This is a genomic window from Nitrobacter hamburgensis X14 (assembly GCF_000013885.1).
Taxonomy (GTDB): domain Bacteria; phylum Pseudomonadota; class Alphaproteobacteria; order Rhizobiales; family Xanthobacteraceae; genus Nitrobacter; species Nitrobacter hamburgensis.
Genome location: NC_007964.1, coordinates 700,984 through 725,000, shown reverse-complemented (window position 1 = coordinate 725,000; position 24,017 = coordinate 700,984). Strand labels below are relative to the sequence as shown.

The following is a 24,017-nucleotide window of genomic DNA, read 5'->3' as shown; positions in this document are numbered from 1 at the left end:
AAAACCAACTCCCATGGTGTGACGGGCGGTGTGTACAAGGCCCGGGAACGTATTCACCGTGGCATGCTGATCCACGATTACTAGCGATTCCAACTTCATGGGCTCGAGTTGCAGAGCCCAATCCGAACTGAGACGGTTTTTTGAGATTTGCTAGGGGTTGCCCCTTTGCTTCCCATTGTCACCGCCATTGTAGCACGTGTGTAGCCCAGCCCGTAAGGGCCATGAGGACTTGACGTCATCCCCACCTTCCTCGCGGCTTATCACCGGCAGTCTCCTTAGAGTGCTCAACTAAATGGTAGCAACTAAGGACGGGGGTTGCGCTCGTTGCGGGACTTAACCCAACATCTCACGACACGAGCTGACGACAGCCATGCAGCACCTGTGCTCCATGCTCCGAAGAGAAGGTCACATCTCTGCGACCGGTCATGGACATGTCAAGGGCTGGTAAGGTTCTGCGCGTTGCGTCGAATTAAACCACATGCTCCACCGCTTGTGCGGGCCCCCGTCAATTCCTTTGAGTTTTAATCTTGCGACCGTACTCCCCAGGCGGAATGCTTAAAGCGTTAGCTGCGCCACTAGTGAGTAAACCCACTAACGGCTGGCATTCATCGTTTACGGCGTGGACTACCAGGGTATCTAATCCTGTTTGCTCCCCACGCTTTCGTGCCTCAGCGTCAGTATCGGGCCAGTGAGCCGCCTTCGCCACTGGTGTTCTTGCGAATATCTACGAATTTCACCTCTACACTCGCAGTTCCACTCACCTCTCCCGAACTCAAGACCTTCAGTATCAAAGGCAGTTCTGGAGTTGAGCTCCAGGATTTCACCCCTGACTTAAAGATCCGCCTACGCACCCTTTACGCCCAGTGATTCCGAGCAACGCTAGCCCCCTTCGTATTACCGCGGCTGCTGGCACGAAGTTAGCCGGGGCTTATTCTTGCGGTACCGTCATTATCTTCCCGCACAAAAGAGCTTTACAACCCTAGGGCCTTCATCACTCACGCGGCATGGCTGGATCAGGCTTTCGCCCATTGTCCAATATTCCCCACTGCTGCCTCCCGTAGGAGTTTGGGCCGTGTCTCAGTCCCAATGTGGCTGATCATCCTCTCAGACCAGCTACTGATCGTCGCCTTGGTGAGCCATTACCTCACCAACAAGCTAATCAGACGCGGGCCGATCTTTCGGCGATAAATCTTTCCCCGTAAGGGCTTATCCGGTATTAGCTGAAGTTTCCCTCAGTTGTTCCGAACCAAAAGGTACGTTCCCACGTGTTACTCACCCGTCTGCCACTGACGTATTGCTACGCCCGTTCGACTTGCATGTGTTAAGCCTGCCGCCAGCGTTCGCTCTGAGCCAGGATCAAACTCTCAAGTTGGACTTGAAACTTTGAGCCGGCTGATCACAACGTTTGACGAGGTCCCACCATATCTTTGCCGACCCAAGTTCTTTCGAACCGAAGCCGACAGCCATCCGCGATTCACATCGCTGATGACGATGGTGTAACCTTTGAAACGTGTACCGCCGAAGTCTTTCGTCCGGTCTCAATCCGCAAAAGCCGAAGCCTTCGCTTACCGAGACCCGCAAGGACTCCGCCGTCCACGTTTCTCTTTCTTCATCTTCACTTGTCAAACAGCCCGGATCCTAAAATCCACTTCCATCTCTGGAAGTTCCGCAAAGCACCTACCGGACGACAAATAACAACCGATGGCTATCGGCTGTTGATTCGCTCAACCTAAGTGAGGAGCTTTACCGGCGCAGCAAGGCGTCTTGGCAAGGGCCAAAGCAGCGCCGCGCTCAGTGGCCGGTTTATAGCCTCACCCTCGGACGCTTGTCAACGCCCATCGTCAACAAAATGTTGCACAGGGCAAAAACAATTTTGCGGCGTAAAAAGCCCCGACCCTTCGGGGATTCACGCCGTACTTGAGCCACATTCCTGCGACGTTCTCACCGAGAAAGTTAAGTGTTGAATCACCGATTGCCAGGGGGCATCGGCCATTCGGCAGCTTCAGGAGACCAGCTTCAGGAGACGGTGATCGTCCATGACCGCATCGCCTATCCGAGCGACCGCGACGCATTGAGGGGTTCAGGCGCCAATGATGGTTGTGACCTCCGGACGGGCGTAACTCCCGTGCCACGCGCGTGCTTACCGGGCGGGCATGAAACATGCGGGGCTTCCCCTCGTCTCTCTTCCGGGGGTGTTGGGGTTCACAAGGCGCAGGAATTTCGGCGGTCGCAGGTGGAATTTTGGGGGACGGCGGGTTGAACACATCACGTGGTGGACATCGCGGACGCGAGACCGGGATCATCGATCTCGGCCACGAGCCGCCGCTTTCCGCCGACGGATCCGAAGCCGCCGTGATCGACCGCCGCCGCATCTCCGTGCAGTGGTTCAGCGGCACCATTCTCACAGGTCTGTGCGGCGCGGCCCTCATCGGCGGCGCCGTTTTTGCGTCGCTCGACGGCGAGACCACCTTTGCGAGGGTGCCCGAGCGCGTGGAAGGCGCGCTGCGCGGCTCGTTCGGCGCCGGCGACCATCAGATCACCCTTCACAAGAGCGATCGCCTGCCACCGCCGAGCGAGGCGGCCGCCGCAAGGCAACTTATCCGCGTCTCGACCGTGACCCGGGCCGGCAACCGCGACGTCATGCGGGTGCGGCCCTTCGTTCGCGTGTCCGGCAACCTGTCAATGGCGACCAGCGATCTCAGCGCGAAGATCCCGCCATTCAACGCCCAACGTCTGCTGACCGACGTCGGAAGCCACGCCCCGACCGCCGCCGAAGATGCCAGCGACGCGGCCGCCGCGGCGGCGGCCGAGCCCGACGCCGAAGTTTCCTTTGTGACCCGCGATCTCGCGCCGATCCTGCCGAAGGCGAAGATCGCAGCCACCGTTCCGATCGATGAAGTCCTGATGCGAGTGCGCGATGCCTCGAACTGGCGCGGCAACGGCGGCGTGCGCTACACCATGGCTGATGCCACGGCCGACGCCGCCGGCGCGACGTCGAGCATCAAGATGGCCTATGCCGCGGAAGGCGGCATCGATCCCTATGCCGGATTTGAAGCCCGCATCGTCCCTGAAAACGTGACGTTGCTCCCGAAGACCAAGGAGCAACTCACCGGTGGCAATCCGGTCGGCGAGCGCGTGCATCTGGTCAAGAAAGGCGACACTGTCGTCTCTGTGCTGCGGGACCAGGGCGCGACACCGGAAGAAGCGAAGGCGATCGCGGCGACGCTCGGACCGCGCGGCCGCGACGGCGGCCTTAAGGAAGGCCAAAAACTGCGTATCCTGATGGCGCCCGCGGCCCCCGGCCAGCGACTTCAGCCCTATCGCGTGATCGTGGCGAACGATTCGACGATCGAGGCCGTCGCCGCGCTGTCCGATCTCGGCAAATACGTCGCAGTCGACGTCGCGAGCATGAATTCGGCCGCAGAGATCGCAGATAACAGCGACAACGACGACGATGGCAGCGGTGTCCGGCTTTATCAAAGCATCTACGAGACCGCGCTACGCGACAAGGTGCCGCCTGCGGTCATCGAAGACATGGTCCGCATCTACTCCTACGACATCGATTTCCAGCGCAAGGTACAGCCGGGAGATTCATTCGATGTCTTCTACGCCGGCGACGACGAGGGAACGCCGACGACCGAAAAGAACGAAGTGCTTTATGCCTCGCTCACCGTAGGCGGCGAGACCAAGAAATACTATCGCTTCCAGACCCCCGACGACGCCATCGTCGATTACTATGACGAGACCGGCAAGAGCGCGAAGAAGTTCCTGGTCCGCAAACCGGTCGCCAGCGCCATCATGCGATCCGGCTTCGGCATTCGGCGTCACCCCATCCTCGGCTACGTGAAAATGCATACCGGCGTCGATTGGGCTACGCCGTACGGCACGCCGATCTTCGCGACCGGCAACGGCGTTGTCGAAAAGGCCGAATGGGAAGGCGGCTACGGCAAGTACGTCCGCATCAAGCACAACAACGGCTATGAAACCGCCTACGGTCACATGTCGGCCTTTGCCAAAGGCATGGCGCCCGGCAAGCGCGTACGTCAGGGCCAGGTGATCGGCTTCGTCGGCTCGACTGGCCGCTCCACCGGCGCCCATGTGCACTACGAAATTCTGGTCAACGGCCGCTTCGTCGATCCGATGCGCGTCAGACTGCCGCGCGGGCGATCGCTGGACGGTCCGGTCCTTGCCAGCTTCGAGAAGGAACGCGACCGGCTCGATGCGATGATGAACAGCCGCAACGCCAGCGCCCGGGTGTCGGATGCCGCGGGCTCCCTTGCCCTGCCGCAGGCCCGGCAGGTCACCAACCGCTGAGTCATAGGCACATCATCGCGCTGTGAACTCCCGCAGGATGCGCCGGGATCGCCTAAGGTACGGCTATATCTGGCCGCTGACAGCCGCCATTCGGCGACCGACCGCAATTGCGGGCGCTTTTGCTCGGACTCAACCCCGCCGATGCAGTGAAATGACCTGACGACGCCGTTCGTGATATGATCTGGCGGATAACGAGCGACCTGCTCGACTTTTAATGATCTTCGCACGATCCGGGCCATGACCGACCACCGCAAGCTGCTGCGTTCGATCTTCGATGCGGCTGTGGCCGCCGCGCATCCCGACGGCATTCTCGATGCCTATTTGCCGCGCGCGCCGAAAGGCCGCGTGGTCTGCCTTGCCGCGGGAAAGAGCGCCGCCGCCATGGCCGCCGCCGCGGAACGGCACTACCTCGACGCCGCCGGCCTTGATCCCGCGCGCTTGACGGGCGTCGCCGCGACACGTCATGGCCACGGCGTGCCGACACGGCGCATCGAGGTGATCGAGGCCGGCCATCCCGTGCCCGACGAGGCGAGCTTGCGCGGCGCCGACCTCAGTTTGAGACTCGCGCGCACCGCGACCGCCGACGACCTCCTGCTGGTGCTGCTGTCGGGCGGCGGCTCGGCGAACTGGATTGCGCCAGCGGACGGGGTGTCGTTCGCGCAGAAACAGCATGTCAACCGTGCCCTGCTTCGCTCCGGCGCCCCGATCGGCGAAGTCAACACGGTGCGCAGGCATCTGTCCCGGATCAAGGGCGGGCGGCTGGCGCGGGCCGGCCGGCGCGCCGCGATCGTGACGCTGGCGATATCGGATGTGCCGCGCGACGAGCCGGCCGCCATTGCCTCCGGCCCGACCGTGCCCGATCCGACGACGCTGGCCGACGCCCGCGCGCTGGTCGCAAAATACAATCTCGCGCTCGACGATGCCGTGACCCGCGCTCTCAACGACCCGGCCAATGAAAGCTGCAAGGCGGGCGATGCCGCCTTCGCGCGCGCCCGTTTCGAGATAGTCGCACGCCCCAAAACCTCGCTCGCCGCCACTATTAGAATCGCGCGCGATGCCGGCTACGAGGTGCTCGACCTCGGCGCCGATCTTGAAGGCGAGGCCCGCGATGTCGCCGCCGATCATGCGAAACTGGCGCTCCAGGCGCGCGCCGATGGCCGAACGCTCGCCATCCTGTCGGGCGGCGAACTCACGGTCACGGTGCGCGGCAACGGGCGCGGCGGGCCCAATCAGGAATATGCGCTGTCGCTCGTGTCACAGCTCAAAAACACGCCGGGTATTTCCGCACTGGCGGCCGATACCGATGGCGCCGACGGCGGCGCGGGTAACGCCTCCGATCCGGCCGGCGCCGTGATCGACGCCGCCACCTTCGCGGCGATGCGCGCGCAAAAGCTCGATCCTGCCGCCTATCTCGCCAACAACGACGCCACCGCCTTCTTCGCCGCCACCGGCGATCTGCTGCTGACCGGCCCGACGCTCACCAACGTCAATGACATCCGGGTTATCCTGGTGGATGCCGTCTGATCCGGCGATGCTATCGCTGCGCGTTTCGCTCCACCGGGTCAGAGCGGGGTGAGGAAAAGTGTGTCGCGGTTTTCCGGCCGCATCCCGCTCCAATATATTGGAAGCGATCACGTTCATGATCTTGATCGATCCGATTCAAAATCATCGTGATCTGGCCGCCGTTCAGGCCGCCGCTTCGTCGTCGTGCTCCTGGCAGATCGCGCCGCTGTCGGCATCGGAGAGCGGCTCATCGAGCAGGCTGCAATGATGCGGCGAGGCGCTTGTCGGCTCCGCATTGCAGCGAAAATACCGGCATGTGCGGCAGATCCCGAAGGCACGCCCGTCGTTCCGCGCGATCGTCGCCGACAGGATGGCCTGCAGGGTCGCCAGCAATGCGCCGGGATCGCCGCCGGTGGCGACCGCGATGTCGCCCGCCAGCCGCTTCAGCGGGTCGTTCCTCAACACAGCCTCGCCTCGCCGGGTCAGCGCCAATTCCACCGAGCGGCCGTCCCGCCGGCTCGCCTGCCTCGACGCCAGCCCCTTCTGCTCCAGAGCAATCAGGGTTTGTGAAATGGTCCCGCGCGTCGAGCCGGCATAATCGGCCAGCGCCGCGGGAGTGCGCGAAAAGCGATTGGCGCGCGACAGGTAGCGCAACGCCTCCCACTGCGCCGGATTAAGCCCGGCGACGTTGACGCCACTGCGGGCCAACCGGTCCAACCGGCCGATCAGATAGGCCGTCTCAAGCGCCGCGGATGACATAGTAGCGACTCGCTATTTTCTGTTGACGAGGCTCTGGCAGTTGGTCAAAGTATAGTATCGACTCGATATTATACAATCACGGAGTAATCTCATGTTTGCTTCCATGCTCAAGGTCTCGTCGGGGAAGCTCGCCTTCGTCCTGCTGCAAGGCGCGCTGGCGACCTCCGCCCTCGCCCACGACATTCATGCCAAGTCCGACGCCACCGTGCCGCCTGCGTTCGACGTCACCAGCGCCTCCGCCTCGACCGATGGCCGGCTTGCCACCTTCGCCATGGAAGTGACAGGCGACGCCGGCTCGATCAAGCCGGAAAAGGTCGGCAAGCTCGCCGGCGCCAAGGTTGATGCTTATGTCTGGCCGACCAAGCTCGACCCCGCAGCGGTGGGATTTGCGAAAGGGTCGGGTATCCTGGCGCTGGCCGTTACCGCGCACCCGGATTTCGACGATACACCGCTGTTCGACGAAAACGGCGACGGCGACCCGACCAACGACGGTGCCAACTGGCATTCGCACTGGGTGGTGCTGGCCAGCGACAAGGGTTGCGCCGGCGGCCTCAGGGTACAGGACATTTCGCCGGGGCAGGATCTGTTGCCGGCCACCGCGCCCGGCCTGCCGCTGGCGCTGGACAGCCCCGGCATGAGCCCCATCATCAATGGCAAGACGGTGCGCATCACCGTGCCGGTCAAGGGCGCGGAGAACGTGAACTTCGATGCCGTCGCCGCGCATCTACAGGTCAACGAAACCGGCAAGACGCCGCTATTGTGCGTCACCGGCACCTACAAGGTTGCCTCGGGCAATCTCACACTGCCGGGGACTATCACCAGGGAGAAGAAGTAGACTTTTGCAATACAATCCAGGCCGGCCCCGTAAGGAGCCGGCCTTGTGTGGCCGCCGGTATTTCATCTCTGCCGATGATGATCGCTACTTCGGCGCCATGCGCAGCGAGGCATCCAGCCGCACGACCTCGCCGTTGAGATAGGGATTGTCGATCATGTGCATCGCCAGCGACGCGTATTCGTCGGGCGAGCCGAGCCGGTGCGGAAACGGGATCGTGCTGGCGAGACTGTCCCGCGCGGCTTGCGGCAATGCGCCGAGCAGCGGCGTCAGGAACAGGCCCGGCGCGATGGTGAGAACGCGGATGCCGAATTGCGCGAGTTCACGCGCGATCGGCAGCGTCATGCCGACGATGCCGCCCTTCGACGCCGAATAGGCCGCCTGGCCGACCTGTCCATCATAGGCCGCGATCGAGGCGGTGTTGATCACCACACCGCGCTCGCCGCCCTCCAGCGGTTCGAGTGTCGACATTTCAGCGGCCGCGAGCCGCAGCATGTTGAACGTGCCGATCAGGTTGACGCTGATGACGTGGTTGAAGTCGGCCAGCGCATGCGGCCCCTCGCGGCCGACCACGCGCCTGGCGAGGCCGATGCCGGCGCAGTTCACCAGCACTCGCGCCGGACCGTGGACCTTCGCCGCCGCGACCATGGCGGCTTCGCCCGACGCCGCATCGGATACGTCGCAGGTCACGGCGGTGCCGCCGATCTCCTTTGCCAGTTCCTCCGCGAGTTTTGTGTTGATGTCGCAGACCGCGACCCTGACGCCCTGCGCGGCGAGTTTTCGCGCGGCCGCCGCGCCCAGTCCCGACGCTCCGCCGGTGACGATGGCTGCCTGACCTTCCAACTGCATGACGTTCTCCTGATATGACAGAAGCGCTTTGAAACGTCGTTGCCGAGCATAGCTCTAAAAAACCGCGTCGATTTCGCTTGCCTGTGCCCGGCAATCCATCCCTCGTCAAAAAGATGGATGCCCGGATCAAGCCCGAGCATGACGACCATCGATCCGTCAAAAGCAGCGGCGCCTACCGCGCGCGCTTTTCCAGCCGATGCCTATGCGGCGCGGCGCATCACGCCGAGACCAGCGCGGCCTCGTCGTCGTCGACCTGATCGTCAAGCGGAGCGAAGGTGGTGAGCGGCCTGGTCGATAGCGTGATCGGCTTGCGTTGACCGTGCGAAGACGACGCCACATGGGGCAGCCGCGCTTCGCGCGACAGTGCGAACAGCGTGGAGCCGACGCGACCGCCAAGCTGGACCAGATCGCGCTCGGAGCAACTCGATGCGACCGACAGCGCCAGCGCGTGCAGATGGCTCCGGCGGTAGCAGAACATCGCCAGCATTGCTCGTACATCCGGAGCAATGCTGGCGATGAGCTGCGGCAATCCATGCTCGTTGGCACGATACATGGCCCCCAACAGATCGTCGTTGACCGGACAGAGATCGTTCTCGAAGGCGTCTCGGCTCGACATGCGGGATTCTCCTCGACCATGAGGATGCCGCGCAATTTCCTAACGAGGAGTTAACCACACACGCGAAGGGAGCGCAGACGGCCTTGCAATCCGGTTCCGAATCGGAACCACGACCATGGGTCGATTCGCGGACGCCGCCGGTCAGGCGTTGAACGCCATGACGATCGACAAGCCGAAGCCGGTGAGATGGTGCAGCGCCTGATCGACGCCGATCAGCGTCCAGAACCACGGATGCTGATGCTCCTGCGTCACGTTGAAGGTGGAAGCGCAGAACCCCTTGGCGCGATCCACGACGATATGGATCGCAAAATCGATAAAGGCGATAAACCAGAATCGCGGCGCGATCACGAGGATCAACGCCAGCGCCAGCGCCAGATGCACGAGACAGTGCGCAAGCAGCGGCAGCGCCCAGCCGGTCTTCTGATCCTTGCCGATTGCCATCCAGGAGTTCTGCAACACGAAATCGGCGATCACGTGCTTGACTGTCAGCACGGCCATCCAGCCAGCCAGCGGGCCCACCGCGATCGACGACGACAATGAGGGAAGCAGCACGCGGACGCCCTTTAATAAATAATGGACTCGCAAATAAACAATGGACTCGCACGCACCGAAGGTGCGGGCCCGGAATCCCGTATCAGCAGACTACCTCATGTTACTGGATTCCCGATAGCCGCTGACGCGGCTTCGGGAATGACGGCCGGAGTCTCTCCCCTCCAGGCCACTCCCGTCGTGCGAAAACCTGTGCTGCTCACGTATTTAAGCACCGGCCCCGGCCCGCTCCCTGATCCCGGCGATGACGCGTTTCAAGGATTCCTGCCGCGGATCGGAATTCACGGCCGCGCGGGCCTCGGTTATGGCGCCGGCCAGATCCGGACAGGACAGCGCGCCGTCGAACGTCGGTTTGACGAGATGGTCGACGATCAAATTCCAGTCCCTCAAACTCTGCGTGTAACCGTCGCCGTAGCCCTGCACCATCTCGGCCGTCGCGACCACGGCGGCGACTGCGGCAGGCTGTTTTGTCAGGCTGCGATCGATCATGTGCAGCCAGCGCTCGACCCAGACGCGTTCCCTGGCATAGCGGAGGGAGGACAACCGCCATCGCTTGAGCGAGGCTTCGATTCTGAGACGGCGACGCCCGAAGCCGTTTGCCGCGCTGAACCGCACGATGACGGGCAGATGCAGCCATCCCAGATACTCCAATGCCCGCAGCACGGGATTGGCCACTCTTTCCGGCAGCGACGATACCAGTTCGTCGAGGCGCAGCTTGCGGACATCGTCCGGCGCAACGTCCGGACCCGCCGCGGCTTCGGCAAGTTTAAGCTGCGCCATCCGGACGGCGTCGTCGTAAGCCATGCGCACGGCCATCAGCCGCGCAATGTCGGCGAATATCGCGTCATCGACATTGCGCCGGCCGATGAAGCGCCTCAGCCGGGCGACATAGAGCTGCGCGTAGCCCGGTCCCTGATAATCGATCAGGCGGTTCACGGCTTCTGCCGCGACCGGCCTCACCCTGTCGGGCAGGCCAGCGGGCAGCGCCGGCATCGGATTGTCGTCGCCACCGAGGACAGCCGCGAAGATCGAGCGGATTGCGGGAAGAGCGCCGGCCGCTTTGGGGACGCCGGGATTCATGCCAATTCGGGTGTCGCGGCCGCCGGCGCCGTACGGTCTGCGAGCCGCTCCTCGAGCTTGCCGATGTTCTGAAACAGCCGCGCGCTGGCCAGCCGCAGGAAGTAGAAGCCGAATTCGGGATTCTGGACGTAAAGCTCCTCCACCTGGCGATAGCTGACGCTAAGCACCGTGCCGCTTTCGATGCATTCGAGCGACTGGGTGCGCTCGTTGGAAGGCGATAGCATCCCGAGTTCGCCAACAATAGCGCCGACCGGAAGCTCGATGCCGGACTCCACCAGGCGATAGCGGCCGCTGACGATGTAGAGCATCGTTTCGGCCTTCTCGTCCTTGTAGAAAAGCATGTCTCCGGCCTCGCATTTGCGTTTGGTCATGAAGGGCTTCAGCCAGTCCATCGACAGGTCGCTGTTCACGGACTTCTTCACTTCGCGCACGAGCAGCAGCATCTGGTGCAGGCGATAGCCGTTTAGACAAAACAACCCCGCGTGAAGCCCGAATTGCAGGACGTTGTGAAGCGAGATCGCGGTAATCATCAGCACGAGATTGGCCAGCATGCCGAAGACACGGAGCGGAATCATGGTCCGCATGGTGTAGGTGGCGACCACGAAGAACGACGCGGCCAGACTGCCGATGGTTCCAAGATGTTCGGCTAAATGTGATGTGTCCATGGCGATCCAGCCAAACTCCTGACGATGATGAGGTTCGCGGCGATCTCTACGGGAAGACAGCGGGTATTATATCGAATTATACCCCATTTCCCGGCAAAAGCGCCGCCCTGCCGGCGCCCTGTGGGCGCCAGCCCTCACGTCGCGCGGGCGGGAGTGCTAGAGCCATTTCGCTTCTGATAGAATCAGAAGCGAGGCTCTATGATTTTGAATTGACGCGTTTTCTTCACGCGAACCGGTGCCCATCCTCGGGTCAAGCCCGAGGACATGCTTCGCTCGAAAACGCTCTCATCCCCGCGCCGCGTGCGTTTCCGTCTGAGCGCGATCTAGAATTCTCCGCCGGGCGCGGGCGGGTTCGAGCCGGCCCGCTTGTTGCGCTCCTGGCCCACCGTTTGCAGATACGCGACGATATCGTGGCGGGAGGGCGCGTCGAGCACGCGCACCGGCATGCGGGAGCCGGGCACGAGTTTCTTCGGATCGGCCAGCCAATGCTCCAGATTGTCCCGAGACCAAACCAGACCGGCGTTCTTGAGCGCCGGCGAATAGTGATAACCTGGGAGCGCGCCCGCCTTGCGGCCGACCACGCCGCCCAGCCGAGGGCCTGCCTTATCGGCGTCCAGCGCGTGACATGCGGTACATCGTTCGCTGAAAAGCTGCTTGCCATGGAGAGGATCAGGCGGCGCATTGGGCAGGAAGCGCGACAGGTTCTTGCTCTCCGACGGATTCACCGAGCGTAGAAGCGTGTAGCTCAGGGTGATCGTGTCGACCGACTTGTTGTCCGAATCCTTGGCAAAGGCCGGATCGACGAAAAAGACGACCGGCATTTCGATCTTCTCATGCGGGTCGAGGCGCTCCTCGTTGAAGCAGAAGCACTGTATTTTCTTGAAATAGGGACCGCTGGTGTCCGGCGAGACGTTGTACGTCGCATGGCTGACGATCGGCTCCTTGCCGAGATTCTCGGCCGTGAAGAAAACCATCTTCTGCTCCCCGAGATGAACCGTCACGGAACGCTGTTCCGGCTCGAACCGCCACGGCAGATCCGGTGCGACATTAGTATCGAACCTGACGGTGACGGTCTTGCTGGAGGCGGCGGTCGGACCCGAATACACCCGTTGCGTCGTTCCTCCGTATCCGGTCGCACTGCAGAACACGCGATACAGTTCCGGCGAGTAGGCCACGAGCCCGATCATGAAGCCAATCACGACGACGACAGGCGCGAGAACGTTCAGGTGCTTCCGATAGTGCGGCGCCATGTAGATTCTCCGTACCGCCCCCGGCATTCGCGGATGTAGATCGATACAGCGCGGTCGTCCACCGCGGAAATGCAGACGCGGTCATGCAAAACGAGAAAGCGCCGCGCTTTCGGCGCGGATTGACGAATTTGTGATGGCGTTCGGATTGGATGATCCGGCTCCTGAATGCCGAATGCCAGCCTCCGCGCGTTCGACGGAAAAGCGGAGATCGCGCTCCTCCACACCGGGCTGCACTGCATGATGCAAAATGCCGGATCGAGTGCCGATGCTTTTGTCTTCCGCTCGCCAACATACGGCCAAGAAAACGCCGCGGCGGCCAAACAGTCGCGCAACTCGCTGCGTGCGACGGTGGAACGCAACGAAAGCCCGCCGGTTCTATCGGTGTTGCGTTCGCGCGACGGCGCAACGGATCGAACCTCGACGAGGAGTATTCCATGCGAACTTATATTCTGTCCCTGGCTGCGGCTGTCTCGCTTGGCGCGGCCGCCCCCGCGATGGCCTATGATACCGGTAGCCTTCTTTCAATGCAGGAGGCGCTCGCCGTCGCAACCGACATCGGACTTGTAACCGTCTCAGACGCCGAGTTCGCCGGTTACGAGTGGCAGATCGAGGGGCGTGACATATCCGGCCGGTATATCGAAGTCGACGTCGACGCCACCACAGGCGAAGTGCTGAACGTCGACCGGTAACGTCACCAGGCAGGCAGGTCATGAGACCGTGAATCCTGCGCCCGCCGCGCCATGACGCCGCGGCGCGCTAAACGCCTGCCGCGCTCAGCGGTAGCCCTTGCCAGCGACTACACGCGGGGCGCCAGCAACATCGGTCCATATCGCAGGGCGAACAGGCCGAAGCTGGCGATCCATAGCGCTGCCGAAATCTCGATCAACATGGGAAGCGATCCACTGGCCGCTGCCGCAACGCGCGCCACGGCGGCCAGGATCACAAGCAGATAGATCAGCGCAGTGGTCCGATCCGCCGCCAGCGCGCGACCGGTGTGGCCGAGCGAAACGCGCGTCATCACTCCAAGGACCATGGTGCCGATGGCGCCAGCGGTCAGCGCGTGGATCGCTGCGGCCTCCGGCACATGCGCGGTCAACATCGATGCGCCCAACAAAGCCGCGCCGACGATGACCCAGAGATATCCGACATGAAGAACGGTCAACAGCGGCTCAGCCGAGGTGGCAATGCCGCGCCAGCGCACGAGCCGCCAGAGATTAAGCGCCGCGGCGAGAAGCAGCAGCCCGCCGACAGGTGAGAGCGCCGGAAACAACGCCCAGCCGATCATCCCGGCATGGAGCGCTCCGAGTGCGACGTTATCGACCCGGCCATGCGCGGCTGGAAGGTTAGCCGCGCCTTGTTTGACGAGCCAGTTGCGCGTGAACACCGGAATGATCCGTCCGCCGACAACCGAGATCAGGACGATGATCGCCGCCAACCCGAGGCGCCATCCCAGACCCGCGGGCACGGAAAAACCTGCAAGCTCCAGATACATCAGAAGGTCGGCAAGACCGAGAACGGCGATGGGAACGGGCATGGGCATGTTGCGCCAGTTGCGGCCGGCGATGATCTCGCGGGCGACGACCGCGCAAAGTACGAACGGAAAGGCGAGATCGGTTGCCGCGGCCAGCCAGAGCGGGATCGACGCTGACATGAGACACGCGAGGCGGCCCGTGAGCCATAACGCCGCCAGCGCGGCAAGCGGCCGCCCGCTGATCGGCGCCCGGCCGGTCCAGTTCGGGATTGCGGTCAGCAAAAAGCCGGCGATGGCCGCCAGGACGAACCCGAACAACATTTCATGGATATGCCATGTCAGCGGATCAAAGCGACTGGGGAGCGTGAGCCCCGTCGTGAGCATAGCGATCCATCCGGCAAGCGCCGCCGCCGACCAGATGCCGGCCATCAGGAAAAACGGTCTGAATCCGATCGTCCAGATCGCCAACGGCCTCCCTCTTGCGTTCTCCACGTCTGACATGGCCATGCGGCATCCTCTCATCGTTCCGTCTGATCATACCAGCCAACGCACTGTCAGTGCGCGGGTCGCCGGCCGCGGGAACGGTATCCTCGATGCTCGAACAGGAGGTTGCGCCGACGCAAACTGGGGGGGTCGGCTCCGGTCGGGTGGCAGAGCCGGACCTCGCATAGACCGTATCGAACAGGCTAGAGCCTTTTCGCTTCTGATGGAATCAGAAGCGGGCTCTATGATTTGACTTGACGCGTTTTCTTCCCGCGAACCGGTACCCATCCTCGGGTCAAGCCGAAGGACACGCTTCGCTCGAAAACGCTTTGGATGCTTGATGCCGGGCTTTGATGGAATCAAAGCCCGGCTCCGGTGGGTCCCTTTGAATAAGGCAGCGAACGAACGACTTGCGGGATGGACCAAAGGGCGCTATTCGCCCCCATGGCCCCGAAGAAACCCAAACCTGGCGTGCGAACCCGCGATGGCGGTGAATATACCTGTCCCGGTTGCGGGGCTATCTACAGAGTGACGGTCTTTACCAGCCCATTCAAGGACACCGGCCATGCAGATTGTGAGGTCTGCAACCTGCCCATTAAAAGCTGGAACCAAGCAACGGCATGGTGGTCCTACAAGTTGACCAAGAGGCCACGGCAGGTAATCCGTGAACCGGCCAAAACGTCCCCGTAATCGCGGCGTATGCGTCAGCGGTTAAATCTTGGCAGGACCTGCCAGACGATGAAACGGCTCAAGACGGCGGATTGACCCTATCGATGGTGTCGGCGCGAAGCTTCGCGCCTTTAGGACCCCTTGGCACTACTCGTCCCCGATTTTGGCAATGACATAATCTGCATCTGCGTCACGCAACGCGGTCAGAACCACTTTTGCCAAATGGATGTTTTCTTCGTCGCTCTTTGTGAGCTGGTCCCATTGTGTGGCCAACGTTTTGTGTAGCCATCTTCGGGTCAAGCCCGAGGACATGCTTCGCTCGAAAACACTATAGAGGCCCGCACCGTCACGGTGTGGCGAGCAACACGCCTGAAATCCGGATTATCTTGCGCCGCAGCTTCGCCAATCCGACAGAACCGCGAACAGCTCATCGCACGAAAACGGCTTTGAGAGTTTGGGCCGGTCTGAATATTCCGCCGGAAAGGCCCTCTCGCCGCTGTAGCCGGTAACAAAGGCGAACGGGGTTTTCAGCGCGGCCAGCCGCTTGGCGACAGCAAAGCTTTTTTCCTCGAAGAGCCCGATGTCGAGAAGCGCAAAATCGGGAGCACGCTCGGCGATCATCGCCAGCGCCTGCGCGACATTCGAGGCAATCCGGACCGATGTCACACCGAACTCCGTGACGGTCTGCTCGAAGTCGAGCGCGATGATGGCATCGTCCTCGACGATCAGCACGTCGCCGGGGATGGTGTCTGGCACCGCCGCCGGACTATCGGGAACAAAGGTAGCCATAACTTCCATCATGTGTCGTCCGATGACGTCTGAAATTCGCCTGGAACACCAAGACGTGAACCTGATCCGGTTCCCACATGGAACCGACCATATTGGCCGAGTTTTGTCTGTTCACTTTTGAACATAACTCAACAGTCGCTTTTGTTAGGATTCCGGGAACAGGAAGGCGCCGCATGGCCGCACAGCAGGATCAGAACCACCCGGACCGGCCCTACAACAACCTGTTGCGCAGGCTCAGCAACGCCGATTTCAAGCTGATCGAACCCTTTCTCATCACTGTCACCGGAGAAAGCGACAACCTGCTCTATAACCCGGGGGATAATGTCCAAATCGTCCACTTTCCCTGCGGACCAAGCCTCGCGTCCTATCTCGTCCCCAACGAGGACGGCCGCGATGTCGAAACCATTCTGGTCGGGCGCGAGGGCGCCGTCGGCGGCATCGTCAGCCATGGATTTCTGCCTGCCTATACGCGGATCATGATCAACGCCGGCGGGCCATTCGTGAGACTGCGGGTTTCCAAGCTGGAAGCCGCAAAGGCCAAATCGCCCACGCTGCGCAACCTGTTCGCACGCTACGCCGACTGCATGCTGGCTCAGGTTTTTCAGTCGACCGCCTGCAACGCCATCCATTCGGTCGAACAGAGGACCGCGAAATGGATCATTTCGGCGATAGAGCGGACTGGCACCGACCTCGTGCCGCTCACCCACGAGCAATTGTCGGCCATGCTGGGCGTCGGCCGCAGCTACACCAGCCGGGTGATCCAGACCTTCAAGGCCGAGGGCGTTCTGGAGACCCGGCGCGGCGCCATCCTGGTGCATGACCGGGATGCCTTGGCGAGCCGCTCCTGCCTTTGCCATGACGCGGTCAAGCGCCATTTCGAGGAGGTTTTGCGGGGGGTTTACCCGACCGAGGAAGCGCGGCCCGCGAAGCAGTCCCTATCATCTGCAAAATGAGTACGCCAAACGGCAACCGACGCATTGTTTTTTGACGATTTTCGACTATATAACCTCCGCAGCGAAAGCGCCGGAGCCGCAATGCGGCTGTTCGCATCCTATAACCGGCATTCAGACGAGAAGTGGCGCCAATGACCTGGCCGGAAGCGACGAACCCCTGACCGCTTTTGCCGCGTGAATCGATCACGCCGCGCCCGTTCCCGTGACCTTTCCCCCGCAGGATGAGACCGCCGCCCAAAGCCCGGGCGACGCGCGGTTTTCCCGATGAAGAAGAAACCAGTCCCATGAACCTCCGCAACATCGCCATCATCGCCCACGTCGACCATGGCAAGACCACCCTCGTGGATCGCCTGCTCCAGCAGTCCGGCACCTACCGCGACAATCAACGCGTGGTCGAGCGCGCCATGGACTCGAACGACATCGAGCGTGAGCGCGGCATCACCATTCTCGCCAAGTGCACGTCGGTCGAGTGGGCAGACACGCGCATCAACATCGTCGATACGCCGGGCCACGCCGATTTCGGCGGCGAGGTCGAGCGTATCCTGTCGATGGTGGACGGCGTGATCGTGCTCGTCGACGCCGCCGAAGGCCCGATGCCGCAGACCAAATTCGTCGTCGGCAAGGCGCTGAAGCTTGGTCTCAAGCCGATCGTCGCCATCAACAAGGTCGACCGCCCCGACGCGCGCGTCATCGAAGTCGTCAATGAAGTCTTCGACCTGTTCGCAGCGCTCGATGCCACCGACGACCAGCTCGATTTCCCGATTCTTTATGGCTCCGGCAAGAACGGCTGGATGGGCGCCACCGTCGAGGACAACGACAAGGGAATGAGGCCGCTGTTCGATCTCGTTATCAAGCATGTTGCGCCGCCGGTCGTTGAAGAAGGTCCGTTCCGTCTGCTCGGCACCATTCTCGAAGCCAACCCCTATCTCGGCCGCATCATCACCGGCCGCATCGCGTCCGGTTCGGTGAAGCCGAACCAGGCCGTGAAGGTGCTGTCGCGCGACGGCAAGACGGTTGAATCCGGACGCATCACCAAGATCCTCGCCTTCCGCGGCCTTGAGCGCCAGCCGGTCGACCTCGCCGAAGCCGGCGATATCGTCGCCATCGCCGGCCTCACCAAGGGCACTGTCGCCGACACGTTCTGCGATCCCGCCGTCGAGAACCCGATCCAGGCCCAGCCGATCGATCCGCCGACCGTGTCGATGTCGTTCATCGTCAACAACTCGCCGCTCGCCGGCACCGAAGGCGACAAGGTCACCAGCCGCCTGATCCGGGACCGGCTGCTGCGCGAAGCCGAAGGCAACGTCGCGCTGCGCGTGGCGGAAGCCACGGACAAGGATTCGATGGAAGTGTCGGGCCGCGGCGAATTGCAACTCGCTATCCTGATCGAGAACATGCGCCGCGAAGGCTTCGAGCTGTCGGTGTCGCGTCCCCGCGTCGTTCTGACCAAGGACGACAACGGTCAGTTGCTTGAGCCGATCGAGGAAGTCGTGATCGACGTCGACGAGGAGCATTCGGGCGTCGTCGTGCAGAAGATGAGCGAGCGCAAGGCCGAGATGATGGAGATGAGGCCGTCCGGCGGCAACCGGCTGCGGCTGGTGTTCCATGCGCCCACCCGCGGCCTGATCGGCTATCAGGGCGAACTGCTCACCGACACCCGCGGAACCGCCATCATGAACCGGCTGTTCCACGGCTATTATCCGTACAAGGGCGATATCCAGGGACGCCGCAACGGCGTGCTGATTTCCAACGACCAGGGCGAGGCGGTGGCTTACGCGATGTTCAAGCTGGAAGATCGCGGCCCGATGATGATCGAGCCGGGCTGGAAGGTCTATCGCGGCATGATCGTCGGCGAACACACCCGCGACAACGACCTCGAGATCAACGTGCTCAAGGGCAAGCAACTCACCAATATCCGCACCACGTCGAAGGACGAGGCGGTGCGGCTGACGCCGCCGATCAGGATGACGTTGGAAAAAGCGCTGGCCTATATCGAGGGCGACGAGCTGGTCGAGGTGACGCCGAAGTCGATCCGCCTGCGCAAGAAGCACCTCGATCCCAACGAGCGCAAGCGCGCCGAGAAGACCAAGGAGATGGTGGCGTAGTCTCATCCTGCGATGATCGTCGTCACCGCGAGCGGGGAACTCCGTGTCTATTCGCGGAACGCGCGGCAGTCTCGATGCTCAAGAGAGTCCGCACCGAACGCATCCCGCATTCCTGGGAGCGATGCGGCCTCGAATAGTCTTTCGAAAGCGCGCCTAGATCACGATGATTTTGGATCGAATAGATCCAAAATCATGAACGTGATCGATTCCAATATTTTGAGAAGCGGGATGCGGGCGGAAAACCGTTACGCACTTTTCCTCATCCCGCTCCAGAGATGCGGCGCCGCGCTTATCCCGCCGCGCCGAGGCACCAGGCCAGAATACCCTTCTGGGCGTGCATGCGGTTTTCGGCCTCGTCGAACACCACCGACTGCGGCCCGTCGATCACCTCATCGGTGACCTCGTCGCCGCGATGCGCCGGCAGGCAGTGCATGAACAACGCATCCGGCTTCGCCAGCGACATCAGCTTGGCGTTGACCTGATAGGGCTTGAGCAGGTTGTGACGGTGCTCGCCGTCCTTATCGCCCATCGACACCCAGGTGTCGGTGACGATGCAGTCGGCGCCGCGCGCCGCCGCTTCCGGATTGGTGCCGAGCTTGATCGACGCCCCGCTCGACCTGATCCAGTCCTTCAGGAGCTTGTTCGGCGCAAGTTCCGGCGGTGTCGCGACGTTGAGATTGAAGCTGAAGCGGTCCGCCGCATGCGCCCACGACGCCAGCACGTTGTTGTCGTCGCCGGTCCACGCCACGGTGCGGCCCTTGATCGGCCCGCGATGCTCCTCGAAAGTCATCACATCGGCCATCACCTGGCAGGGGTGCGAGCGCCGCGTCAGTCCGTTGATGACGGGCACGGTTGCATGCGCCGCCAGCTCCGTCAGCGCGTCGTGGCTGAGGATGCGGATCATGATGATATCGACGAAGCGCGACAGCACCCTCGCGGTATCCGCGATGGTCTCGCCGCGTCCGAGCTGCATTTCGGCCCCGGTCAGCATGATCGCCTCGCCGCCGAGCTGGCGCATGCCGACGTCGAACGACACGCGGGTGCGCGTCGAAGGCTTGTCGAAGATCATCGCCAGCGTCTTGCCGTCGAGCGGCTTGTCGGCGATCCGGCCCTCCTTGCGCCGCTTCTTCATCGCCACGCTGGCATCGAGGATCGCGCGCAGTTCCGTGGTCGGCACGTCGAACAGGTCGAGAAAATGCCGTGGCGCAGTGCTCATTGCGCCGCTTCCTTCTTCGCAGATGCGCCAGAAAGTTTGGCGCAGGCCCGCTCCAGCCGCCGCACCGACTCCTCGATCTCAACCTCGCTGACGATCAGCGGCGGCAGCAAACGCACGACGTTGTCGCCGGCGCCGACCGTCAAAAGCTTCTCCTCGCGCAGCGCGCCGACCAGATCGCCCGACGGCACCACGGCCTTGAGGCCGATCAAAAGTCCCTCGCCGCGCACCTCGCTCAGCACATCCCGATGGCGATCGACGACCGAGGCCAGCTTCTGCTTCAGCAGCAGCGACATCTTCCGCGTCCGCTCGAAGAAGCCGGGCTCCAGCATCACGTCGAGCACGGCATTGGCCGCGGCGACCGCCAGCGGATTGCCGCCGAAGGTCGAGCCGTGCGAGCCGGGCGTCATGCCGGACGCGGCTTCCGCGGTCGCAAGACAGGCGCCGATCGGAAAACCGCCGCCGAGCGCCTTCGCCAGCGACATCACGTCCGGCGCGACGCCGATGCGCCTGTAAGCAAAGAGATCGCCGGTGCGACCCATGCCGGTCTGCACCTCGTCGAACGCCAGCAGCAGACCGCGTTCATCGCAGAACTGGCGCAGCGCCCGGAAGAACGCATGGGACGGCTCGCGCACGCCGCCTTCGCCCTGCAGCGGCTCGATCAGAATGCCGGCGGTCGCGGGGCCGACCGCCTTCTTCACCGCCTCGATATCGTCGATCGGCACCTGGTCGAAGCCGTCCGTCGGCGGCCCGTACCCGTCGAGATATTTTTTCGAGCCGGTCGCCGCCAGCGCCGCCAGCGTGCGGCCATGGAAGGCGCCCTCGAAGGTGACGAGGCGATAGCGTTCCGGATGACCTTTGGAGGCATGATAGCGGCGCACAACCTTGATGGCGCACTCCACCGCCTCGGCGCCGGAATTGGCGAAGAAGGCGAAGTCGGCAAAGCTCTGCTCGCACAGCCGCGCCGCCAGCCGCTCGCCGTCCGGCGACTTGAACAGATTCGAGACGTGCCAGAGCTTTGCCGCCTGCGCCTGAAGCGCGGCGACGAGGTGCGGGTGGCAGTGGCCAAGCGCGTTCACAGCAACGCCGCTGGTGAAGTCGAGATAGCGTCCGCCGTCGGAGCCGACCAGCCACGCGCCCTCGCCGCTCTCGAATGAGAGATCGGCTCTTGCGAAAACGGGCAACAGATGGGACGGCGCGGCTCTGGTCATGACGGTTTGCCGGTTGATGGTGGGGGCGGATCGATCCGACTGCGCTGTGGCGCGATCAACTGTCAGCCCCGGAAACGAAACGTGCCGCCTTTCCGGCGGCACGTGAGTGTTATTCTAGGTGCGCGGCGATCCCTGTCAATATTCCCTTGCACGCCGGTGATGCGCGAAAGTCGCAGAGAGAGCCGATCTTTCCGATTTCATTGCAGAACATGTGGACGCCGCCAGGCCTGACTCTTGCGCGCGAGTCACGGCATATTGTAGCGTTAAGGCCGTCGGATACGACATCTCGTGCGGCAGTTTTGATCCTCGATGGTCCTGTTCTCGGCGTAAACGCCCGGGCGGTTTTCCCGCCCGGCGAGGGTTAAGGGATTCTGCCCACACGGGTTTTCAGGGGGACGCTTCAGGGCGGCCTTGCGGAGGCACGCGTGACATAAGGGAAAACGTGCGATGACGGTGATAACCTGGACCGACGACCGCGTCGAGCAACTGAAGAAGCTTTGGGAAGCGGGTCTCTCCGCAAGTCAGATCGCCGCTGAACTCGGCAACGTGACGCGCAATGCGGTGATCGGCAAGGTACACCGGCTCGGCCTGTCGGGCCGCGCCAAGAGCCCTTCGTCAACGGTGCCACGGCCGCGCAAGGCCCGTCCGGCCCAGCACGTCATGCGGGTGTCGCGCCCGGTCTCCCGCGGCAACACCGCACTCGCCCACGACTTCGAGGTCGAACTCGAGCCGGATCCGATCGCCTTCGACAACGTGGTGCCGATGAGCCAGCGGCTGTCGCTGCTCGAACTCAACGAAGCCACCTGTCACTGGCCGGTCGGCGATCCCTCGAGTCCGGAATTCTTCTTCTGCGGCGGCAAGGCACTCAACGGCCTGCCCTATTGCGCACACCACTCGCGCATTGCTTATCAGCCCGCCGCCGACCGCCGCCGCCAGCCGCCGAAGGTACGGTAATCAGACTGAAGAACGGGTCGCTCCTGCCAACGCAAGGAGGCCTCTATTCACCAGCGCCCGTGACGATGTCGGGCGCCGCTTCGGTCCTTCACACCAATTGATACGCCCGGGACTATAGAGCGTTTTCGAGCGAAGCATGTCCTCGGGCTTGACCCGAGGAGGGCACCGGTTCGCGTGAAGAAAACGCGTCAAATCAAAATCATAGAGCCAGCTTCTGATTCCATCAGAAACGAAAAGGCTCAAGGTCCCGCCTTCGCGGGAACGACGCTGGCTTTATGCAGCGCCTGTATAATGCCTTGCTATTCCGCCTTCGCGAAGCGCTCATCCAGCGCGTAGCCCGCGCCGCGCACCGTGCGGATCGGATCCGGCTCGCCGCCGGGATTGATCAGCTTGCGCAGCCGCCCGATATGAACGTCCACGGTGCGCTCGTCGATGTAGATGTCGCGGCCCCAGACGCTGTCGAGCAATTGCTCGCGGCTGAACACCCGGCCCGGATGCTCCAGAAAGAATTCCAGCAGGCGATACTCGGTCGGACCGAGATCGATCGGGCGGCCGGAACGCGCGACGCGATGCTTGTCGCGATCGAGCTCGATATCGCCAAAGCTCAGGATCGTGGCGAGCCGCTCCGGGCTCGCGCGCCGCAGCAGCCCCTTCACCCGCGCCAGAAGCTCCGGCACCGAGAACGGCTTGACGACGTAGTCGTCGGCGCCGGTCGCAAGTCCCCGCACCCGCTCGCTCTCCTCGCCGCGGGCGGTAAGCATGATGATCGGAAGCTGCCTGGTCTCGGGGCGCGCCCGCAGACGGCGGCACAGTTCGATGCCGGACAGGCCCGGCAGCATCCAGTCCAGCACCACAAGGTCGGGGGTGCGCTCCTTCAGCCACGTATCGGCCTCGTCGCCGCGCGCCACCGTTTCAACCTCGTAACCTTCGGCGTCGAGATTATAGCGCAGCAGCGTCGTCAGCGCCTCTTCGTCCTCGACCACCAGAATGCGTGCACTCATCGTGTGTTCTCGCCTGCTCTCGTTTCAGTTTCCCGGAGCCGCCGATGCGAAACCCGTCGTGTCCCCCTTGGGGCGCTTGTCGAGCATCTGCTGGCCCTCGATCATGTAGAACACCGTCTCCGCGATATTGGTTGCGTGGTCGCCGATCCGCTCGATGTTCTTGGCGCAGAACATCAGGTGGATACAGAACCCGATGTTGCGTGGGTCTTCCATCATGTAGGTCAGAAGTTCGCGGAACAAGGAGGTGCAGATGGCGTCCACCTCCTCGTCCCCCTTCCAGACCGCCATCGCCGCCGGCAGGTCGCGCGCCGCATAGGCATCGAGCACCGCCTTGACCTGGGACTGCACGAGGTCGGTCATGTGTTCGAGGCCGCGGATCAGTTTCATCGGATGGAAATCGCTATCGAGCGCAACCACACGCTTGCCCATGTTCTTGGCGAGATCGCCGATCCGTTCCAGATCGGCGGCGACCCGCATGGCGCCGACGATCGCGCGCAGGTCGACCGCCATCGGTTGCCGCCGCGCGATGGTGAGCACGGCGCGTTCCTCGATCATGCGCTGCAGCCGGTCGATTTCGGCATCGGCGGCGACGACGCGGGCGCCCAATGCGGTGTCGCGGCGGATCAGCGCATCGAGGGATTCGACGATCTGCCGTTCGGCGAGACCGCCCATCTCGGCAACCAGCCGCGTCAGTTCCTGGAGATCGTCGTCGAAAGCCTTGGTGGTGTGTTCGAAAGCCATTTCAAATCTC

General features: G+C 62.7%; 20 protein-coding genes and 1 rRNA gene (1 of these 21 running past the window's edge). 7 read left to right on the top strand and 14 right to left on the bottom strand.

Features of this window, described 5'->3' with window-relative positions; translation table 11 throughout:
- Positions 1 to 1,372, bottom strand: a 16S ribosomal RNA gene (locus NHAM_RS03415); it reaches 117 nt to the left of the window's first position.
- Positions 1,373 to 2,256: 884 nt separating this feature from the next.
- Between NHAM_RS03415 and NHAM_RS03410 the strand changes: the two genes are divergently transcribed.
- Together NHAM_RS03410 and NHAM_RS03405 are read left to right on the top strand one after the other, a co-directional pair.
- Positions 2,257 to 4,314 (top strand): M23 family metallopeptidase, encoded by a 2,058-nt coding sequence (locus NHAM_RS03410; protein WP_041357657.1) that lies wholly within the window; start codon positions 2,257 to 2,259, stop codon positions 4,312 to 4,314.
- A 237-nt stretch (positions 4,315 to 4,551) separates the two neighbouring features.
- On the top strand, positions 4,552 to 5,838 hold the full coding sequence (locus NHAM_RS03405; RefSeq protein WP_011509251.1) for a glycerate kinase type-2 family protein: 1,287 nt from the start codon (positions 4,552 to 4,554) through the stop codon (positions 5,836 to 5,838).
- A 162-nt stretch (positions 5,839 to 6,000) separates the two neighbouring features.
- On the opposite strand, the gene NHAM_RS03400 is transcribed toward NHAM_RS03405, so the two are convergent.
- Positions 6,001 to 6,576: a MarR family transcriptional regulator gene (locus tag NHAM_RS03400; protein WP_011509250.1), complete on the bottom strand. Its 576-nt coding sequence runs from the start codon at positions 6,574 to 6,576 to the stop codon at positions 6,001 to 6,003.
- 91 nt (positions 6,577 to 6,667) lie between these two features.
- On the opposite strand from NHAM_RS03400, the gene NHAM_RS03395 reads away from it, so the two are divergent.
- A complete protein-coding gene (locus NHAM_RS03395; RefSeq protein WP_011509249.1) occupies positions 6,668 to 7,411 on the top strand; it encodes a hypothetical protein in 744 nt (247 codons plus the stop codon).
- A gap of 84 nt (positions 7,412 to 7,495) precedes the next feature.
- On the opposite strand, the gene NHAM_RS03390 is transcribed toward NHAM_RS03395, so the two are convergent.
- The 6 genes from NHAM_RS03390 to NHAM_RS03365 all read right to left on the bottom strand — a co-directional run bounded on the left by NHAM_RS03390 (position 7,496) and on the right by NHAM_RS03365 (position 12,417).
- Entirely contained in the window at positions 7,496 to 8,257 is a 762-nt protein-coding gene (locus NHAM_RS03390) for an SDR family NAD(P)-dependent oxidoreductase (RefSeq protein ID WP_011509248.1), read from the bottom strand.
- A 217-nt stretch (positions 8,258 to 8,474) separates the two neighbouring features.
- Positions 8,475 to 8,873 (bottom strand): hypothetical protein, encoded by a 399-nt coding sequence (locus NHAM_RS03385; protein WP_011509247.1) that lies wholly within the window; start codon positions 8,871 to 8,873, stop codon positions 8,475 to 8,477.
- A 141-nt stretch (positions 8,874 to 9,014) separates the two neighbouring features.
- Positions 9,015 to 9,371 carry a DUF3307 domain-containing protein gene (locus tag NHAM_RS03380; RefSeq protein ID WP_198137026.1) on the bottom strand — a complete coding sequence of 119 codons (357 nt, stop codon included), beginning with the start codon at positions 9,369 to 9,371 and terminating at the stop codon, positions 9,015 to 9,017.
- Positions 9,372 to 9,629: 258 nt separating this feature from the next.
- Positions 9,630 to 10,502 carry a DUF6537 domain-containing protein gene (locus tag NHAM_RS03375; protein WP_011509245.1) on the bottom strand — a complete coding sequence of 291 codons (873 nt, stop codon included), beginning with the start codon at positions 10,500 to 10,502 and terminating at the stop codon, positions 9,630 to 9,632.
- Positions 10,499 to 11,167, bottom strand: coding sequence for a Crp/Fnr family transcriptional regulator (locus tag NHAM_RS03370; protein ID WP_011509244.1), 669 nt, complete (start codon positions 11,165 to 11,167; stop codon positions 10,499 to 10,501). Before NHAM_RS03370 ends, NHAM_RS03375 begins: the two co-directional genes overlap by 4 nt.
- A gap of 323 nt (positions 11,168 to 11,490) precedes the next feature.
- On the bottom strand, positions 11,491 to 12,417 hold the full coding sequence (locus NHAM_RS03365) for a cytochrome c oxidase assembly protein (RefSeq protein ID WP_011509243.1): 927 nt from the start codon (positions 12,415 to 12,417) through the stop codon (positions 11,491 to 11,493).
- A gap of 434 nt (positions 12,418 to 12,851) precedes the next feature.
- Here NHAM_RS03365 and NHAM_RS03360 point away from each other — a divergent pair, with 434 nt between their 5' ends.
- Complete coding sequence (locus tag NHAM_RS03360; RefSeq protein WP_011509241.1) at positions 12,852 to 13,106, top strand: PepSY domain-containing protein; 255 nt, start codon at positions 12,852 to 12,854, stop codon at positions 13,104 to 13,106.
- A gap of 107 nt (positions 13,107 to 13,213) precedes the next feature.
- Here the strand turns inward: NHAM_RS03360 and NHAM_RS03355 are convergent, their stop codons facing one another.
- Both NHAM_RS03355 and NHAM_RS03350 read right to left on the bottom strand, forming a co-directional pair.
- Complete coding sequence (locus NHAM_RS03355; RefSeq protein ID WP_011509240.1) at positions 13,214 to 14,395, bottom strand: NnrS family protein; 1,182 nt, start codon at positions 14,393 to 14,395, stop codon at positions 13,214 to 13,216.
- Between the two features lie 1,026 nt (positions 14,396 to 15,421).
- On the bottom strand, positions 15,422 to 15,829 hold the full coding sequence (locus NHAM_RS03350; protein ID WP_041357655.1) for a response regulator: 408 nt from the start codon (positions 15,827 to 15,829) through the stop codon (positions 15,422 to 15,424).
- Between the two features lie 173 nt (positions 15,830 to 16,002).
- On the opposite strand from NHAM_RS03350, the gene NHAM_RS03345 reads away from it, so the two are divergent.
- Complete coding sequence (locus NHAM_RS03345; protein ID WP_011509237.1) at positions 16,003 to 16,782, top strand: Crp/Fnr family transcriptional regulator; 780 nt, start codon at positions 16,003 to 16,005, stop codon at positions 16,780 to 16,782.
- Between the two features lie 284 nt (positions 16,783 to 17,066).
- Positions 17,067 to 18,887: a translational GTPase TypA gene (gene typA, locus NHAM_RS03340; RefSeq protein WP_041357654.1), complete on the top strand. Its 1,821-nt coding sequence runs from the start codon at positions 17,067 to 17,069 to the stop codon at positions 18,885 to 18,887.
- A 289-nt stretch (positions 18,888 to 19,176) separates the two neighbouring features.
- Here the strand turns inward: typA and argF are convergent, their stop codons facing one another.
- Together argF and NHAM_RS03330 are read right to left on the bottom strand one after the other, a co-directional pair.
- A complete protein-coding gene (gene argF, locus NHAM_RS03335) occupies positions 19,177 to 20,103 on the bottom strand; it encodes an ornithine carbamoyltransferase (RefSeq protein ID WP_011509235.1) in 927 nt (308 codons plus the stop codon).
- Complete coding sequence (locus NHAM_RS03330; RefSeq protein WP_011509234.1) at positions 20,100 to 21,311, bottom strand: aspartate aminotransferase family protein; 1,212 nt, start codon at positions 21,309 to 21,311, stop codon at positions 20,100 to 20,102. Before NHAM_RS03330 ends, argF begins: the two co-directional genes overlap by 4 nt.
- Before the next feature lie 447 nt (positions 21,312 to 21,758).
- Here NHAM_RS03330 and NHAM_RS03325 point away from each other — a divergent pair, with 447 nt between their 5' ends.
- Entirely contained in the window at positions 21,759 to 22,265 is a 507-nt protein-coding gene (locus NHAM_RS03325; RefSeq protein ID WP_011509233.1) for a GcrA family cell cycle regulator, read from the top strand.
- Between the two features lie 299 nt (positions 22,266 to 22,564).
- On the opposite strand, the gene phoB is transcribed toward NHAM_RS03325, so the two are convergent.
- Positions 22,565 to 23,266 (bottom strand): phosphate regulon transcriptional regulator PhoB, encoded by a 702-nt coding sequence (gene phoB, locus NHAM_RS03320; RefSeq protein ID WP_011509232.1) that lies wholly within the window; start codon positions 23,264 to 23,266, stop codon positions 22,565 to 22,567.
- Between the two features lie 24 nt (positions 23,267 to 23,290).
- Positions 23,291 to 24,007 carry a phosphate signaling complex protein PhoU gene (gene phoU, locus NHAM_RS03315; protein WP_011509231.1) on the bottom strand — a complete coding sequence of 239 codons (717 nt, stop codon included), beginning with the start codon at positions 24,005 to 24,007 and terminating at the stop codon, positions 23,291 to 23,293.
- Positions 24,008 to 24,017 lie beyond the last annotated feature (10 nt).